Below are 16,166 nucleotides of genomic sequence, written 5' to 3'. Positions count from 1 at the left end.
TTCTTCGTATTGACTTTGAATTTCAATATGAATCAAAATCCAGACTTCTTCACCCCTGAGTAACCAAACTTTATAGAGTTTGTCAGCGAAACGTTTTTTTGTCTTTGCTGAAGCGGTAATCCGTTTGAGTTCTTTTTCTAGGGATTCGGGAGTTTTTGTCCAATCAATTAGTTGGTGAACTTCAGGAAAGAAGAAGTATAAAAACGCTTCAAAATACTCGCTTAATGCTTCTTTCCAGGGTTCATCATAATTGGCGGTTGGTTGGTTCATTTGAGTTGTCCGCTTACTCTTAGGGGTGAAGCGCGATAGCGTAACGCACCGATTTAATAATAGAGGTGGTGGTGGTAATCTGGGGATTTTGTTGTAAAAAAGTGGATATTTGTTCGATTCCGTCTTGATTGGGAGAGAGAATAACGGTGGCGACTTCTGGAATTACCCCAGCTTGTAGGGTTTGATAATCGGTAACACCAGCATCGAGGAAAACTACGGTAGCGGTTAAACGCTGATTTCTCACACTATCCACCTGATTAGCTTGAACAAAGCCATCAGATTGAGCGAAATTGAACAAAACATCGTCAATAGCAGGAAAAATCGGCAATAGGGTAGAAGTCATGACATTGACCGCAAAGGTTTATTGCTAACAGTTTTAGCCCAACAATCCCCAATTTTTCAAGACTTCCATAACATAAATTAACATTATATAGAAAACGGGTTTCTAAATAGACGTTTTCTCATGGTTTCTTGAAAAAAACCATTTTCTCAGTTTCGTGGGTTGTTGCAAGATATGCAATCTGAACGACGTTCATAAATTGTATTTTTATTAGTTTATGGGACACAAACAATTCCTAATCCTGCCATTTGACGAATATGATCATCAAAAGCGAATACCTTAAATATTTGTAAACGATGAGCCATAACTAAAATAGAACAATCTGTGTAACTCCATTTTTTATCATTGTACTTACAGAAAGCTTCCCATATTGCCAGATCATCGCCATCTGACACATTGATATAACGATGATCTTCTCTTAGTATTTGACCCACTTGGATTGAGGATCGACTAGATACCTTGCTCCGAATCTAAGTAACAGTTTCATCGAATACCGATTCGAGAATAATCCAATTATTATGAGGATTTTCTAAGTAATATTTTTGAGCGCTTTCGTGATGAGTTTCAGATTTGACAAAAAAGGCAATTAAAGCAGACGTATCAACAATAATTTCTTTGTCCACAATTTTTAATAAATAATTTCATCGATGTTTTCAGCGTAGTTAGTTACAACTTGACCCCGATTATCTTGTCCGATAATATATTTAGGCTCAGGTTGGACAATTTCTAAACTTCCACAAAGTTCCCAAGTACGAGTCTTGGTAATATCTGGTAATTCAGCTTGAACATAATTTTCCAAAGCTTTGATAACAATCTCTTGAACCGAGGATTTTTGTTCTTGCAAACGAGATATTAATTCGTCGGGAATTTCGATCAATATTTGAGTCATTGATAAACCTTAGAGATTAACGTTGTTTTACTAACATTATAGCCTGTTTGTGAATTATAACCAAGAGACGCAAATGCAATTACCTGAATCAGTTACCAAAAGGCTAACAACTGTTCACTGATTCAGGTGATTCGCCATAAGTCCACAAAACGGGTTTCTTGAAGAAACCCGTTTTCTAGATATTGATTTTTGCCAAAGACTGCTTAAATTCTGCGAGAGAATTAGCAGTAGCTGCTAATTTTAGTAGCTCTTCTAAGATAGTAGGGTTAGTCATTTTAAGGAGTTGACATGATTTTTTCCTGAATAATAGGGTGAAAAGTAAACAATTAAGTCCCTAAAGAAGGCACCATCCAGACGGATTGAGTGCCGTCGAGGTCGGTATCTGGTCCAATTAGCGCCGGGTTGCGGTAGCCCGGAAGGACGGAGACGGCAAAAACCTCCTCCACGCCGCTATTGAACCAAAAAGTTGCCACCAGTTGACTGGTAGCCAGGTTGACAATAGCCAACCCGCACCGCAATTGATTACGCCGCTCATCCAGGGGTAAACCGCCAAAAACCGCCGTTTCCCGCACTTGGGACAACCCGACAAAGGCGTGACCTTCCCAACAGTCCAAACCCCGGGTAAAACCGGGCAATTCCGCCACGATTTCTGTGCTGCCAGTTTGGGGATGCCAACGGTTCAAGGTTCCATAACCGGAATTGAGAAAATAGAGATTACCCTGGTAAAGACGGGGAGAATGGGGCATAGCTAAACCCCGCAAAATCACCTCTCCCCTAGCCACATCAATTAAGCATCCGCCCTGGGCCTTATTCTCTCGCCAGAGGCTTTCCTCGTTGGTTTCCCCCAATGCCGTTACATAGGCGGGAGTGCCGCTATTTTCAGCCATAGCCAAGCCATTGAGGTGGCAGCGGTCTCCGGGGACTAACTCGGTAATAAAGGGCGGTTTCCACTGGGGGAGAAAACTCCAATTTCCTTCGATAGTTGCCAGACAGTTAAATAGGGTATTGACCACCCAAAGGCGATTACTGCCAAAGGCCAAATCATGACCCATAATCGGACCGGTGAGGTGAGAGGAGCGGGCCAAAAAAGCGATATCCTGTTCCCCTTCCGGTTTAATCTGGGGGGCAATCTCTCGATTAGCGGGTAAATGCCAAATTGCCTGACGAGCGCCCACAGCAATTCCGGTAGCGGTTCGGGTTAAACCCATTGCTTGGTCAAAATGGGCGAAACTCACCCGTATTTGTCCTTGATAAGTGCCAATGCTGGCCACTCGTCCCGCTTGGTAGGTGGAAATCAACACTGAGAGGTCAAGCTGGTTGAGTAATTCCGGCAGATTGAGGCTGTACTCATAATTGACCGGCACTGCTTGGCACTGAGATGGACTCGCTGCTGGCTCTTGGGTATCTGAAAACTGGTTAGTCTTGGGCGGCAAGCTGTCCATAGAGTTTTTTTTGCATCGATTAGAATCGATTGTGATAATTGATTATTGTTTATGGTTTGTTGACTAAGGGGTTCTAATTAATCCCCCCTTGCCCCCCTTAATAAGGTTTGATCCCCCCTTGCCCCCCTTAATAAGGGGGGTGGTGATGGGTTTCAGTTGGCATTAATGGGGTTCATTATAGACAAATTAATCAATATTATTTATAAACTTTTCTTAACTTTTTTTGTATAAAATTTACCTGAACGGTAGTATTAAATACTTATGATTGAGTTTGTATAAAACACTTTTGCAATTTAAGCTTGTGTATAAAGTTTTATAGACAGATTCAACATTTCTGGTCACTAAGCCACAGCAAATCCCGTATATTTGCGTATTTTAGGATAACGAAAACCCAGGACTATATCTTCTTTGGGAATACCTGCCTCCATCAAATCAGTAGCTATGCCTTCCTCCGTTTCATCACATTGAATCCAGACTTTATCGACAACCAAGCTAAGGTGAATTGGTGTTGCATGGAGATACTTATTACCACTCCAACCGAAATCTAAAACTAGATAATGTCCTCGTTCATCATCAAATATAACCTGAGAAGTGTAGCCATCAGGTAAAGTAGCACGATAGTTAGCATGATTCTGGAGAACAGTCTTAATAATACCTTGATATTTTAATCGGGTATCCATTGCACGATTACCTCACTTTCATCATCAAAGACAATTAATTTCACAATCTGATTCTTTAGCAATACCTGCCCTAATTCTATACTAAAAACACTGTTAAAAGTTGGCTGAGATATGGCCAGATAAAGAACTCGCTCAACTTTCATCTCGTTAAGGATTTGACGATACAAGACGTACTGCCCCAAAGCTTGCTGTAAATCCTTTACGTCAGACTGTCCTACAAAGCTTTTCACTTCAACGACAATTTTCCGCAATTCTTTCTCCGCACTGATTAAGCGTTCTGCTCCCAAATCAGCGGATAAACGCTTCTTGCCAATTTGAAGTGGAAAAGGATCGTGAGTGATTGCCCACCCGTCCTTCTCTAAAGCAAGTTTTACAGTGTCGTGGTAAATATCTCTTGCAGACACAAAAATTCAGAGGATAAATACTCTAATCAGCAGTATAGCAAATTTTTCTGTTCTCAAGACCTCTTGTAAAAATCAAAAGACGAGTGCCTACAGCAATTCCGGTAGCAGTTCGGGATAATTGACCGGCACTGCTTGGCGCTGAGATGGACTCGCTGCTGGCTCTTGGGTATCTGAAAACTGGTTAGTGTTAGGCGGCAAGCTGTCCATAGAGTTTTTTTTGCATGGATTAGAATCGATTGTGATAATTGATTATTGTCTATGGTTTATTATGGTTTCAGTTGGCATTAATGGGTTCTATTATAGACAAATTAATCAATATTATTTATAAACTTTTCTTAACTTTTTTTGTATAAAATTTACTTGAACGGGAGCATTAAATATTTATGATTGAGTTTGTATAAAACACTTTTGCAATTATGGAATTTTGGAATTGACGAAATCTAGCCAAGAATTTAACTTAAGCTTATTCTTTTGGATATAAACTTGATTCTAGAAAAACTATTGGTAATCAGAAAATGCTGACTTCATCGCCTCCTAATCTCTCGCAACTTGCCCTTTTATTTCTCAAAATCGGGATTATCGGTTTTGGCGGTCCGGCTGCCCATATCGCTTTAATGGAGGAAGAAGTGGTTAAGCGTCGCGCTTGGATGACTAAGGAGCGATTTCTCGATTTGGTGGGGGCAACTAATCTGATTCCCGGTCCTAATTCCACGGAAATGGCCATTCATATCGGTTATATTTTTGGTGGTTTAGCGGGTTTAATAATCACGGGGGTTTGTTTTATCACTCCTGCGGTGTTAATTACGGGTTTTCTAGCGTGGATTTATACTAACTACGGGACTTTACCCGATGTGGCTCCGATTTTTGCCTGGATTAAACCGGTAGTAATTGCGGTGATTTTTCAGGCACTCTGGCGCTTAGGCAAAAAGGCACTAAAAACCCGTCAATTACTCTTCATCGGATTGGGAGTTATCGGATTATTAATCTTAGGTTTAAATGAAGTTATCGCTTTACTGTTAGGCGGAATTATCGGGATGTTTATCCTAAAAAAATTCGCTACCTTTCCCCTGATTGTGGCAGGAATAGGCGGTGCGACGGCGGTTGCTACTCCTAGCAACATCCCACCGACATTAACAGGATTAGGGCTATTTTTTCTCAAGGTGGGTAGTGTTTTATTTGGTAGTGGTTATGTGTTAGTTGCCTTTTTAGAAGGGGATTTAGTGCAGGGGAAAGGATGGTTAACCCAGCAACAATTATTAGATGCTATTGCTGTGGGTCAATTTACCCCCGGCCCGGTGTTATCCACAGCCACTTTTATCGGTTATCAAATATTAGGAGTATCGGGGGCAATTGTGGCGACTCTAGCGATTTTCTTTCCTTCTTTTATCTTTGTTTTATTACTTAATCCTCTTATTCCTAAGCTGAGAGAATCGGCTTGGGCGGGTGCTTTTTTAGATGCAATTAATGCTAGTGCCGTGGCTTTAATGGTAGCAGTAATTTTTAATTTAGCTCTAGCTACTTGGTTACAACCCTACGGTAATTTACCTTTTAATTTATTGGCTATCATTCTATCTCTTGTCTCTGGTATTCTTTTACTACGTTTTCAGGTTAATTCTACTTGGTTAATTCTGACTGGTGCGCTCATTGGTTTGCTATTGAAATAATTAGGTTAGGGGGAAATAAGTAAATGGTTCTAATTAAATAGATTTTGCCTTTAATCCCCCCTTGATCCCTAGGGTTGATTCAAGGTAGGGTTGATTTAAGGTAGGGTTGATTCAAGGTAGGGTTGATTCAAGGTAGGGTTGATTCATGAATCAACCCTACCCTTGATACCCGCTTAATAAGGGGGCGCTGATTCGTTAAACTTTTGCCATTGATGTAGTTGGTTTTCTGAGCTTTTCTACCCAGTTATAAATCTGATCGCGATTTAGTCGATAGCTGAGGGGATGGGCGATTAATCGAGCGCTACTAGCAAATAATTCGGCAATTTCTACTAAACCATTTTCGCGTAAAGTTCGACCGGTGGAAACTAGGTCAACTATCGCTTCTGACATCCCCGTAATCGGGCCTAATTCTACGGAACCATAGAGAGGTATAATCTCGACCGGAATATCTAAACGACGAAAATAATCCTTAGCACAATTGACAAATTTTGAGGCGACTTTACCGTGATGGGGAATATCTAAGGGACTTTGATAGGGACTATCAGCAGGGACAGCTACCGACATCCGACAATAACCAAATTTTAGGTCAATTAAATTAGCCACATCGGGAGATTTTTCCAATAAAATATCATAACCGGCGATGCCTAATTGTGCCTGACCGTATTCTACATAAACGGGGACATCTGTGGCTCTGACTAATAAGGCTTTCGCTTGGTTAGTGGGATCAGTAATCTGTAATTGGCGATTTTTTGAGTCAAGAAAGGCACTAAAATCTAAGCCAATTTTCTGAAATATTTGGATACTTTCGTTTAGTAAAGCACCCTTCGGTAAGGCAATTGTTAGCATAGAGGGAATTATGAATTATGAATTATGAATTATGAATTGGGTAGTGGGGAAATTGAACTAAAACCCCAAAACGCCAAAACCCCAACACCTAAAACCTGTCTCGGAGTCTCCCGACAGCTAAAATCATAACTGATAACTATCCATCTTTTTAGGTAGGAGAATTGCCAGATTCTTGCTGTTGCATGAGTGCCTGTTGCCTCTTGCCTTCAGAAGCTGATAACCGAGATGGCAGTAAGTTCTCTAATGACCACATCAGCTAATTGTAAATCTTGATGGGTTTCCGGTTGCCAACTAATTGCGATCGCAGCTGCTGATTTTGCCTGTTTAGCCATTTCCCAATCGGCCCTAGTGTCCCCCACCATCAGGGTTTTGTCCACTGCGGTCCCCAAAGCTTGACAGGTTTCTTGCAATAATAGGGGATCGGGTTTACTTAAACCTCGATCGCAGCCCTGGGCAATTTTAATATAATTTAATAGGCTATTTTCCTTGACAAATTGCTCCACTCGTGCTGTGGTATCGGAGGAAAGAATCGCCAATTGTAAACCGGCCGCGTGCAGATAACGAATTACTTCTAAACAGTGGGGATAGAGGGGATTTAAGCGGGGGGGAACCTTTTCATCGGCCGCTTGAAAGGATGCTTTTGCGATCGCCATGGCCGTTAACCAATCCCGACCGGTGGAAGCAATACAACCGGCAGCGGCGATATGATTATCTCTGCGGCTGCCCACTGCCATTAAACCAGCAGGATTGAGACTATTTGCCCCAATACCGAAAGTTTTAGTTAATAAAGACTCTAAACCAGGGATTCGCGATTCAATGGCTTGTATCCGGGCTATAGCTCGATCGTACCAGAAAGCTCGCGAATCCTCTAGCGTACCGTCCTTATCAAAAACAATCCCTTGAATATCTCTAAATTCTCGATTACCACAGCGAATTATCGGCAAATAAACCCCCTTATTTTTATTGAATGTCAGCCATCATTTTAGCTTTCAGGAGGCAGGATTCAGGAGACAGGATTAAGGATTCAGGAGATTATTTTTTATTTATTCTCCCCACACCCCACACCCCACACCCCACACCCCACTTCCCAATTCATAATTCATAATTCATAATTCCCTATACCTTTTAAACAGGATTTAGCATTACTCCTCAAAAGCGGCTTTTTGCTGACGGACTAAATCGACACCGCGGGAAGTTCCCAGACGGGTGGCCCCGGCCTGGATAAGAGCGAGCGCTTGTTCTAGGGTGCGAATTCCGCCGGATGCTTTAATTCCTACCCGGCCTTTGCTAATTTCCTTGAGAAACTTGACATCGCTAACCGTTGCACCTCCAAACCAGCCGGTACTGGTTTTTAGATAACTCACTCCTGCATCCATGCAAATTTCTGCCGCTAAACGTTTCTCGGTGTCTGTTAGTTGCGAGGTTTCCAGAATCGCTTTTACCGTCTGGCCAGTTTCCTGACAAATACTAGCAATTTCTTGGAATAATTCCTCGGATTTCCCATCTTTTAGCCAACCGAGATTAATAACGACATCTAACTCCTTAGCGCCATTATCTACAGCTTCTAAAGCCTCATAACGTTTAACTGCGGAGGTAGTGGCCCCTGCGGGAAAACCAATCACGGTAGAAACTAAAGTTTTTTTGCCGTGGAGTAACTGCACCGCTTGCTTAACGGCAGCGGGATAAACGCAGACGGTGGGAAAATGATATTGATCAGCCTGTTGACAGTAAGCCTCTAATTGTTCACTGGTGGCGGTGGGGATGAGGAGAGAATGGTCGATATATTGTGCTAAATCTAGATCAGAATCGGTGATAGCCATTATCTAAGCCTCAATATAGTCAATCGATCGCTATTTTCTCATTTTATGGAAGTCACACAGCAAAGTCATCTCTCGTTAACCTAGAAATTCAGAGACTAGCAAAAATCCAGTAACCTAGGAAGAAACCGTCACAAGTGAAGACTAGGAGACAATAGACCTATGTTAGAAGCGTATCATCAGCACGTTGCCGACCGAGCGAAATTAGGTATCCCTCCCCTTCCCCTCAACGCTCAACAAACGGCGGAATTATGCGAAATACTCAAAAATCCGTCCGAAGAACTCAAAGGAGAATTGCTGACCCTGCTGCGTGACCGTATTCCCCCCGGAGTTGACGAAGCGGCCTACGTTAAAGCGGGATTTTTAACAGGAATTGCCAAAGGTGAAATAAAATCTAACGTTATCTCCCCCCAGGGTGCGGTTAGCTTACTGGGAACCATGGTAGGTGGTTATAACGTTCATTCTCTGATTGAACTGCTGAAATCCAGAGATATTAATATCGCCGCCGCTGCTGCCAGCGCTTTAAGTAAAACCCTGCTGGTATTCGACGCATTTAACGAGGTTTTGGAATTATCCGACACCAATCCCTATGCTAAACAGGTTATCGATGCTTGGGCCAATGGCGCTTGGTTTATCGCTAAACCGAAACTTGCTAAAGAAATTACCGTCACCGTTTTCAAAGTACCCGGGGAAACCAATACAGATGACCTATCTCCCGCTCCCCACGCCACCACCCGGCCCGATATTCCCCTTCATGCTTTGGTTATGTTAGAAACCCGTCAACCCGGGTCCTTAGAAACCATTGCCGAATTGAAAAAATTAGGCCATCCGGTCGCCTATGTGGGGGATGTGGTCGGGACTGGTTCCAGCCGAAAATCGGCGATTAACTCGGTTCTCTGGCATATTGGCGATGATATTCCCTTTGTGCCTAATAAACGTGCTGGTGGCTATATTTTAGGCAGTAAAATCGCCCCTATCTTCTTTAATACGGCCGAGGATTCCGGTGCTTTACCGCTTGAATGCGATGTTAGCCAAATGAACACGGGGGATGTGATTAAAATCTATCCCTACGAAGGCAAAATCACCAACGAAGCGGGCGCAACTATTAGCACTTTTAGCCTCAAACCTGAGACAATTCTGGATGAAGTGCGCGCCGGCGGTCGTATTCCCCTCTTAATCGGTCGCAGTCTCACCGATAAAACCCGTCACGCCTTGGGACTTGAGGCTAGTACCCTATTTACTCGTCCAACTATGCCTAATGACACGGGTAAAGGTTACACCCTAGCGCAAAAAATGGTCGGCAAAGCTTGCGGTTTACCCGGGGTGCGGCCGGGTACTTCCTGTGACCCGATTATGACCACGGTAGGGTCTCAGGATACCACCGGCCCGATGACCAGAGACGAGTTAAAAGAGTTAGCCTGTTTAGGTTTTAGCGCCGATTTAGTCATGCAGAGTTTCTGTCACACGGCAGCCTATCCCAAACCGGTTGATATTCAAACTCATCACCAATTACCGGACTTTTTCTCTACCCGGGGTGGGGTGGCTTTACGTCCGGGAGATGGCATTATTCATTCCTGGTTAAATCGGATGTTATTGCCGGATACGGTGGGGACTGGCGGCGATTCTCATACTCGTTTTCCCTTGGGAATTTCCTTTCCTGCGGGGTCGGGTTTAGTGGCATTTGCCGCCGCTTTGGGAGTAATGCCTTTGGATATGCCGGAATCGGTTTTAGTGCGTTTTACGGGGGAATTACAACCAGGTGTAACTCTGCGCGATATTGTTAATGCTATTCCCTACGTTGCCATCCAAGAGGGTAAATTAACCGTGGAAAAACAGAACAAAAAAAATGTTTTTAACGGTCGCATTATGGAGATGGAAGGGCTGCCGGATTTGAAATTAGAACAGGCTTTTGAGTTAACCGATGCCACGGCGGAACGTTCCTGCGCTGGTTGTACGATTAAGTTAAGTACGGAAACAGTGGCGGAATATTTACGCTCTAATGTAGCCCTGTTAAAGAATATGGCGGCCCGGGGTTATAGTGATGCTAAAACTATCCTGCGTCGGGTAGCAAAAATGGAACAATGGTTAGCTAATCCCGTCCTGATGGAGGCGGATAAGGATGCCGAATATGCGGATATTATCACCGTCAACTTAAACGAGATTAAAGAACCAATTGTTGCCGCACCCAATGACCCCGATAATATCAAGTTAATGTCGGAATGCGCCGGGGATAAAATTGATGAGGTGTTCATCGGTTCTTGTATGACTAATATCGGTCATTATCGCGCCGCCGCTAAGATATTAGAAGGAGCAGGAGTTGCTAAGGCTAAACTGTGGATTTGTCCCCCCACCCGCATGGATGAAAAACAATTGCGCGAGGAGGGAATGTATGGCATTTTTGCCGCTTCTGGGGCCCGTACCGAGATGCCTGGATGTTCCCTTTGTATGGGTAATCAAGCGCGGGTTGAAGACAGAGCGACGGTATTTTCTACCTCGACTCGTAACTTCAATAATCGCATGGGAAAAGATGCGCGAGTCTATCTCGGTTCCGCCGAATTAGCGGCGGTTTGTGCGCTGCTAGGACGCATTCCCACCCTTGAGGAATACCTGGCAATTGTCACCGAGAAAATTAATCCTTTTGCTGGCGATTTATACCGCTATTTGAACTTTAATGAAATCGCTGGTTTTGAGGATGAAGGCCGGGTAATTCCCCTAGAAGATTTACCTAAGATTGAGGATATTTTAGGTATTCCTTCCGGTGTTTTGAGTTAGTTGACCGGTTATGGGTCATTTCGATCGAGGCGAAAGATTTCTTTTGATTTCGATCAAGATGACCCCTCTAACGATCGAATTTTCGACAATTATAGGATTTTTTTCGATATACGGAATGACAACTCGATAAAATAAAAATATGAAATTCGAGTGGGATCGACAAAAGAACCGAGCGAATATCATCAAGCACGATCTAGACTTCGCGGACGCGCAGCGGATATTTGAACATCCCATTCGAGTTTCCCTTGACGAACGAGAAAATTATGGCGAAGATCGATTGATAGGAATCGGTACGCTCGATGGCCGAGTGGTAGTTGTCGTTTTTACAGAACCGAGTAGAGATACAATTCGTATTATTTCACTTCGTAAAGCTTTACCCTATGAACGAAAACGATATGAACAATACCTCCGAGACGAATTGGGAGAAAGTTGACGCTCTTACGGAAGAGGAAATCGACACATCCGATATTCCGCCCTTAACCGAGGAGTTTTTTAGTAAATCGCGGTGGTGGAAACCTGTAGAGAAAGTAAATGTTCTTGTTCAAGTAGATCCCGAAACCCTAGCTTGGTTTCAATCACAGGGCGAGGATTGTGAACAAAAAATGTCCGCCGCTTTACGGATTTATGCGGAGGCTCACAAAGTATAGTCAAGTTTAGTTCGGGTACAAGCCACACAATAAAAAAGTTCGCTATCATTTTGAGCGGGATGAAAAGCCACACAATCTCATTTACCAATAAATCGCCTTAAATGAAATGATAAAAGTGAGTACGAAAAATTATGATTATAGATGTACCGACTGGAGATGATTTTAAATCCTCTGGCATTGATTTTTTAAATCTGGCTTGGGATACGCTGATAAGTTTATCTACAAAACTTAAGGATGCGGAATATTTTTATAATGTGTATTATAGCGATGAGAATGAAGAAGTAATCGATCAATTGTCATCTGAGCAATATTGGAAACAAGCACAACGTCCATTGAGTACAGCCCTTTCCCTTATTCAACAAGGAACCGAATTTCGGTTCTTCGGTTTGTCTTATGCAATGGACGGGGTTATAAGGGATGAAACCCTTATAGAAACAGACATTACTGCGATTTTTGTCAATTGTTTGCGATCTGGAGCGAACTAATCAATTAAATCTCTTGCCAGATAAGGATTTAGTCGATTTATGCCACCCTATCGAACCATACCAAGTAACGAAGAACCATTGTAATAAATATCTTGTATGTATTAATTTCTTTATTTTTTTAATCGGACAAGAAATCTACGAAAAATTTTTTGCTCAAGCTGCCATACAAATAATCTTGCAAAAGTATCAAATTTTATTGTTAATTGTTGACACTAATCAGGAGGAATCGTCCAATGGATAAACTAAATTATTATCAAAGCATAATCAAGAAAATTCTCACAGAATATGCAGAAATTTTCTCACAAGTACCCGATCAAGACATAGAAGAAATATTGATGTTTGACCATAATAGAAGCCAATATATTTGGTTTAATATTGGCTGGAAAAATGGCAAACGAATTAAAGCGATTTCCGTTTATCTTCGTCTAAAAAATGACAAAATTTATATTGAAGAAGATTGGACAGAAGCAGGTATCGCCACGGAATTAATGCGCGTAGGAATTCCCAGTAGTGAAATAGTTTTAGCTTTTCAACCTCCCGAAGTGCGTCAGTTTACCGAATTTGCGATCACCTAAAAATTATTCTTTACTTTCTCGTCAGATGAGGAGTCGCTAAAATCGAGTATTTAAATATACTTGTTTCTAGGTCATTTCTGCCAGTTCATCCTTGACTCGCCGGTTCAAGAGTTAGATATTTTCCGAGCAAAAGTGCTACAATGTAATCTTAGGGGTCAAAACAATCAAGGAGAAGAGCATGGTCAGCAAAATTGATCGCCAAGCATTTTTACAATCCTTAATCGTGCCACCGGGTAAAGAAATTTCTCTGCACAAAGACTACGATCCCGGGTTTAAGCCAGACTACATTACCAAAGAAGATGCCACTTTGCTGCTGCAACAGGGTATCGAAAAAATGGCCGAGTTTCAAGATAAACTCTATGCCCAGGATACCTATGCCCTGTTAATTAATCTGCAAGCGATGGATGCGGCGGGTAAAGATGGTACGATTAGACACGTTATGTCGGGCTTAAATCCCCAAGGCTGTCAGGTATTTAGCTTTAAAGTACCCTCGGCCGAAGAACTAGATCACGATTATCTCTGGCGATATTATAAAGCTTTACCGGAGCGGGGTCGTATCGGTATTTTTAATCGTTCCTACTACGAAGAATTATTAGTCGTGCGCGTCCATCAAGATTTATTGGAACGGCAAAAACTCCCCCCAGAAGACAGAACTAAGAAAGTTTGGCAGCGACGTTTTGAGGAGATTAATAATTTTGAAAAATATCTGGTTAATAATGGGGTTATTGTCCTGAAATTCTTTCTCAATGTTTCTAAAGGAGAACAGAAAAAACGCTTTTTAGAAAGAATTGATCGCCCCGAAAAAAACTGGAAGTTTTCCGAAAATGATGTCAAAGAAAGAGCTTTTTGGGGTGATTACATGAAAGCCTACGAGGAGGTATTCAATCATACCAGTACCGAATGGGCCCCCTGGTATATTATCCCGGCTGATCGCAAATGGTTTACCCGTTTAGCTGTGGGGGCGGTTATTTATCACACCCTCGAATCCCTTGGTTTAAAATATCCCACCGTTACCGAAGAACATCACCAAGCTTTACTGAAAGCCAAAGAAATCCTCGAAAACGAGCCAGATTAAAAATGGAAGAAAATCCCGAAAAAGCGATAATTGCCGGAAAATCGATCGTATAATCGATCTCGATTTTCAAGAATTCCCCCTATGAATTATCGCATCGATCGCCGCACCTATGCAGAAACCTACGGCCCCACCGTCGGAGATAAAGTTCGCCTCGCAGACACGGAATTATTTATCGAAGTCGAAAAAGATTTCACCACCTACGGCGATGAGGTAAAATTCGGCGGCGGTAAAGTAATTCGCGATGGTATGGGCCAATCCCCCATTTCTAGGGAAGATGGGGCGGTAGATTTGGTGATTACTAATGCCCTAATTCTCGACTGGTGGGGCATCGTTAAGGCCGATGTGGGCATTAAAGACGGCAAAATTTATAAAATCGGTAAAGCGGGTAATCCCCACATTCAAGATAATGTCGATATTATTATCGGTCCTGCTACCGAGGCATTAGCCGGGGAAGGGATGATTTTGACAGCAGGGGGGATTGATGCTCATATTCATTTTATCTGTCCCCAACAAATTGAGACAGCGATTGCGTCGGGGATTACCACAATGATTGGTGGTGGGACCGGACCTGCAACGGGAACTAATGCCACCACCTGCACCCCGGGAGAATGGAACATCTATCGAATGCTAGAGGCGGCCGAAGCTTTCCCGATGAATTTGGGTTTTTTGGGTAAAGGCAATAGCAGTCAGCCGGAAGGACTAGCGGAACAGGTAAAAGCGGGGGTAATTGGCTTAAAACTCCATGAAGATTGGGGAACCACTCCGGCAGCCATTGATACCTGTTTAAGCGTGGCCGATAAGTACGATGTGCAGGTGGCGATTCATACCGATACTCTCAATGAGGCCGGTTTTGTTGAGGCCACTATCGCCGCTTTTAAAAATCGCGTCATTCACACCTACCACACGGAAGGGGCCGGCGGTGGTCATGCTCCCGATATTATCAGGGTTTGCGGGGAAATGAACGTTTTACCCTCCTCTACCAATCCCACCCGTCCCTATACGACGAATACCTTAGAGGAACACCTCGATATGTTGATGGTTTGTCATCATCTAGACCGGAGTATTCCCGAAGATGTGGCTTTTGCTGAATCCCGCATCCGCCGCGAAACTATTGCCGCCGAGGATATTCTCCACGATTTAGGGGCTTTTAGCATCATTTCCTCCGATTCTCAAGCTATGGGACGGGTGGGAGAAGTAATTATCCGCACTTGGCAAACTGCCCACAAAATGCGGGTACAACGAGGCAGACTGACCGGGGAAACGGGAGAGAATGATAATCTGCGGGCAAGACGATATATTGCTAAATATACGATTAATCCTGCTATTACCCATGGTATCTCCGATTATGTCGGTTCCATCGAGGTGGGCAAATTAGCCGATTTGGTTCTCTGGAAACCGGCATTTTTTGGCGTAAAACCGGAAATTGTCCTGAAAGGCGGTTTAATCGCCTGGGCGCAAATGGGCGATGCTAATGCCAGTATTCCCACACCCCAACCGGTTTATATGCGTCCCATGTTTGCCTCTTTTGGTGGTGCGATCGCCAAAACTTCCTTGACATTTGTTTCTAAATATGCTATGAAAGCGGGCATTCCTGAGAAGTTAAAGCTGAAAAAAACCGCCGTAGCCGTGTCGAATACGCGCAATATCAGTAAGGCTAGTATGAAGCTTAATGACGCTTTACCGCGCATGGAAGTTAATCCCGAAACCTACGAGGTGCGTGCTGACGGCGAATTATTAATCTGTGAACCGGCTACGGTTTTACCTATGGCCCAACGCTATTTCCTATTTTGAATTCGATTTCAGAAAACGGGTTTTTTGAAAAAATCCGTTTTCTTTTTGAATCAACGGTTAAGGATTAGTAGGAAAATTTGGGACTCTCTTGGATTTGGTGGGTAAAATGTATTCTAAGATACATTCCTCCTAGCGAGGGGGTGGAACGAACCACAAAGACACAAAGGACACAAAGATTGATCGATCATATTGTAAGTTAAACTTATCACACAGAACCTAGAAGAGCCAATTTGGGAAAAACAACTTAACCAATCCTGCCATTAGTGCAGTAACAATGGCAACAAAGATGGTTCGATTAGTAAATTCCAAGTTATCTAGGCGTTTATTCACACCTGTTAATTCTCCTTTAAGTAGCTGGTTATAATTAAATTAAAAATGGATTTTAGGTTTGATCCCCCCTGCCCCCCTTGATAAGGGGGGTGCCGATCCCCCCTGCCCCCCTTGATAAGGGGGGTGCCGATCCCCCCTG

The 16,166-nt window shown here is 43.0% G+C and carries 17 protein-coding genes and 3 pseudogenes; 9 read left to right on the top strand and 11 right to left on the bottom strand.

Translation table 11 applies throughout. The features are described from left to right. The 8 genes and pseudogenes from IM450_RS02070 to IM450_RS22390 form a co-directional block, all read right to left on the bottom strand. Nucleotides 1-270 (bottom strand): annotated as a pseudogene (locus IM450_RS02070) (transposase); the annotation flags it as partial. Between the two features lie 19 nt (nt 271-289). Then, on the bottom strand, nt 290-613 hold the full coding sequence (locus IM450_RS02065) for a DUF4347 domain-containing protein (RefSeq protein WP_287715605.1): 324 nt from the start codon (nt 611-613) through the stop codon (nt 290-292). 212 nt (nt 614-825) lie between these two features. Then, nucleotides 826-1,233 (bottom strand): annotated as a pseudogene (locus IM450_RS22395) (type II toxin-antitoxin system VapC family toxin). Between the two features lie 5 nt (nt 1,234-1,238). Further along, nucleotides 1,239-1,499, bottom strand: a complete 261-nt coding sequence (locus IM450_RS02050) for a hypothetical protein (RefSeq protein ID WP_002733873.1) — start codon at nt 1,497-1,499, stop codon at nt 1,239-1,241. 326 nt (nt 1,500-1,825) lie between these two features. Continuing rightward, the gene (locus IM450_RS02045; RefSeq protein WP_287669303.1) at nt 1,826-2,941 is read right to left on the bottom strand and encodes a TIGR03032 family protein; all 1,116 of its coding nucleotides are present in this window, start codon (nt 2,939-2,941) and stop codon (nt 1,826-1,828) included. A 341-nt stretch (nt 2,942-3,282) separates the two neighbouring features. Further along, nucleotides 3,283-3,621, bottom strand: a complete 339-nt coding sequence (locus tag IM450_RS02040; protein ID WP_002732736.1) for a XisI protein — start codon at nt 3,619-3,621, stop codon at nt 3,283-3,285. Beyond that, nucleotides 3,606-4,025: an element excision factor XisH family protein gene (locus IM450_RS02035; protein WP_002764234.1), complete on the bottom strand. Its 420-nt coding sequence runs from the start codon at nt 4,023-4,025 to the stop codon at nt 3,606-3,608. The genes IM450_RS02040 and IM450_RS02035 overlap by 16 nt, the downstream gene beginning before the upstream one ends. Before the next feature lie 93 nt (nt 4,026-4,118). After that, nucleotides 4,119-4,232: pseudogene (locus tag IM450_RS22390) on the bottom strand (TIGR03032 family protein); the annotation flags it as partial. A 308-nt stretch (nt 4,233-4,540) separates the two neighbouring features. Between IM450_RS22390 and chrA the strand changes: the two are divergent. After that, complete coding sequence (gene chrA / locus IM450_RS02030; RefSeq protein WP_287669301.1) at nt 4,541-5,689, top strand: chromate efflux transporter; 1,149 nt, start codon at nt 4,541-4,543, stop codon at nt 5,687-5,689. 195 nt (nt 5,690-5,884) lie between these two features. Here the strand turns inward: chrA and hisG are convergent, their stop codons facing one another. The 3 genes from hisG to deoC form a co-directional block, all read right to left on the bottom strand. Then, complete coding sequence (gene hisG / locus IM450_RS02025) at nt 5,885-6,535, bottom strand: ATP phosphoribosyltransferase (protein ID WP_287669299.1); 651 nt, start codon at nt 6,533-6,535, stop codon at nt 5,885-5,887. Between the two features lie 206 nt (nt 6,536-6,741). Further along, nucleotides 6,742-7,479, bottom strand: a complete 738-nt coding sequence (locus IM450_RS02020) for an HAD family hydrolase (RefSeq protein ID WP_287669296.1) — start codon at nt 7,477-7,479, stop codon at nt 6,742-6,744. Nucleotides 7,480-7,677: 198 nt separating this feature from the next. Then, the gene (gene deoC / locus IM450_RS02015; protein WP_002801431.1) at nt 7,678-8,355 is read right to left on the bottom strand and encodes a deoxyribose-phosphate aldolase; all 678 of its coding nucleotides are present in this window, start codon (nt 8,353-8,355) and stop codon (nt 7,678-7,680) included. A gap of 159 nt (nt 8,356-8,514) precedes the next feature. Here deoC and acnB point away from each other — a divergent pair, with 159 nt between their 5' ends. From acnB to ureC, 8 genes are all read left to right on the top strand, one after another. Next, the gene (gene acnB, locus IM450_RS02010; protein WP_287669293.1) at nt 8,515-11,124 is read left to right on the top strand and encodes a bifunctional aconitate hydratase 2/2-methylisocitrate dehydratase; all 2,610 of its coding nucleotides are present in this window, start codon (nt 8,515-8,517) and stop codon (nt 11,122-11,124) included. 139 nt (nt 11,125-11,263) lie between these two features. After that, nucleotides 11,264-11,557: a BrnT family toxin gene (locus IM450_RS02005; RefSeq protein ID WP_002735016.1), complete on the top strand. Its 294-nt coding sequence runs from the start codon at nt 11,264-11,266 to the stop codon at nt 11,555-11,557. Then, nucleotides 11,505-11,771: a BrnA antitoxin family protein gene (locus tag IM450_RS02000; protein WP_002746336.1), complete on the top strand. Its 267-nt coding sequence runs from the start codon at nt 11,505-11,507 to the stop codon at nt 11,769-11,771. The genes IM450_RS02005 and IM450_RS02000 overlap by 53 nt, the downstream gene beginning before the upstream one ends. A 131-nt stretch (nt 11,772-11,902) precedes the next feature. Continuing rightward, nucleotides 11,903-12,256, top strand: a complete 354-nt coding sequence (locus IM450_RS01995) for a hypothetical protein (protein ID WP_287669290.1) — start codon at nt 11,903-11,905, stop codon at nt 12,254-12,256. Next, the gene (locus tag IM450_RS22385) at nt 12,225-12,497 is read left to right on the top strand and encodes an element excision factor XisH family protein (protein WP_002777577.1); all 273 of its coding nucleotides are present in this window, start codon (nt 12,225-12,227) and stop codon (nt 12,495-12,497) included. Before IM450_RS01995 ends, IM450_RS22385 begins: the two co-directional genes overlap by 32 nt. After that, nucleotides 12,490-12,831, top strand: a complete 342-nt coding sequence (locus IM450_RS01990; protein ID WP_287669287.1) for a XisI protein — start codon at nt 12,490-12,492, stop codon at nt 12,829-12,831. The genes IM450_RS22385 and IM450_RS01990 overlap by 8 nt, the downstream gene beginning before the upstream one ends. Before the next feature lie 178 nt (nt 12,832-13,009). Further along, nucleotides 13,010-13,906 (top strand): polyphosphate kinase 2 family protein, encoded by an 897-nt coding sequence (locus tag IM450_RS01985; protein WP_002801433.1) that lies wholly within the window; start codon nt 13,010-13,012, stop codon nt 13,904-13,906. Between the two features lie 81 nt (nt 13,907-13,987). Beyond that, complete coding sequence (gene ureC / locus IM450_RS01980) at nt 13,988-15,697, top strand: urease subunit alpha (protein ID WP_287669281.1); 1,710 nt, start codon at nt 13,988-13,990, stop codon at nt 15,695-15,697. Nucleotides 15,698-16,166 lie beyond the last annotated feature (469 nt).

The organism is Microcystis sp. M083S1 (genome assembly GCF_020246405.1).
Lineage (GTDB): Bacteria > Cyanobacteriota > Cyanobacteriia > Cyanobacteriales > Microcystaceae > Microcystis > Microcystis aeruginosa_C.
The sequence above is the reverse complement of the archived record's forward strand: the minus strand, read 5'-3'. Positions and strand labels throughout refer to the sequence as shown.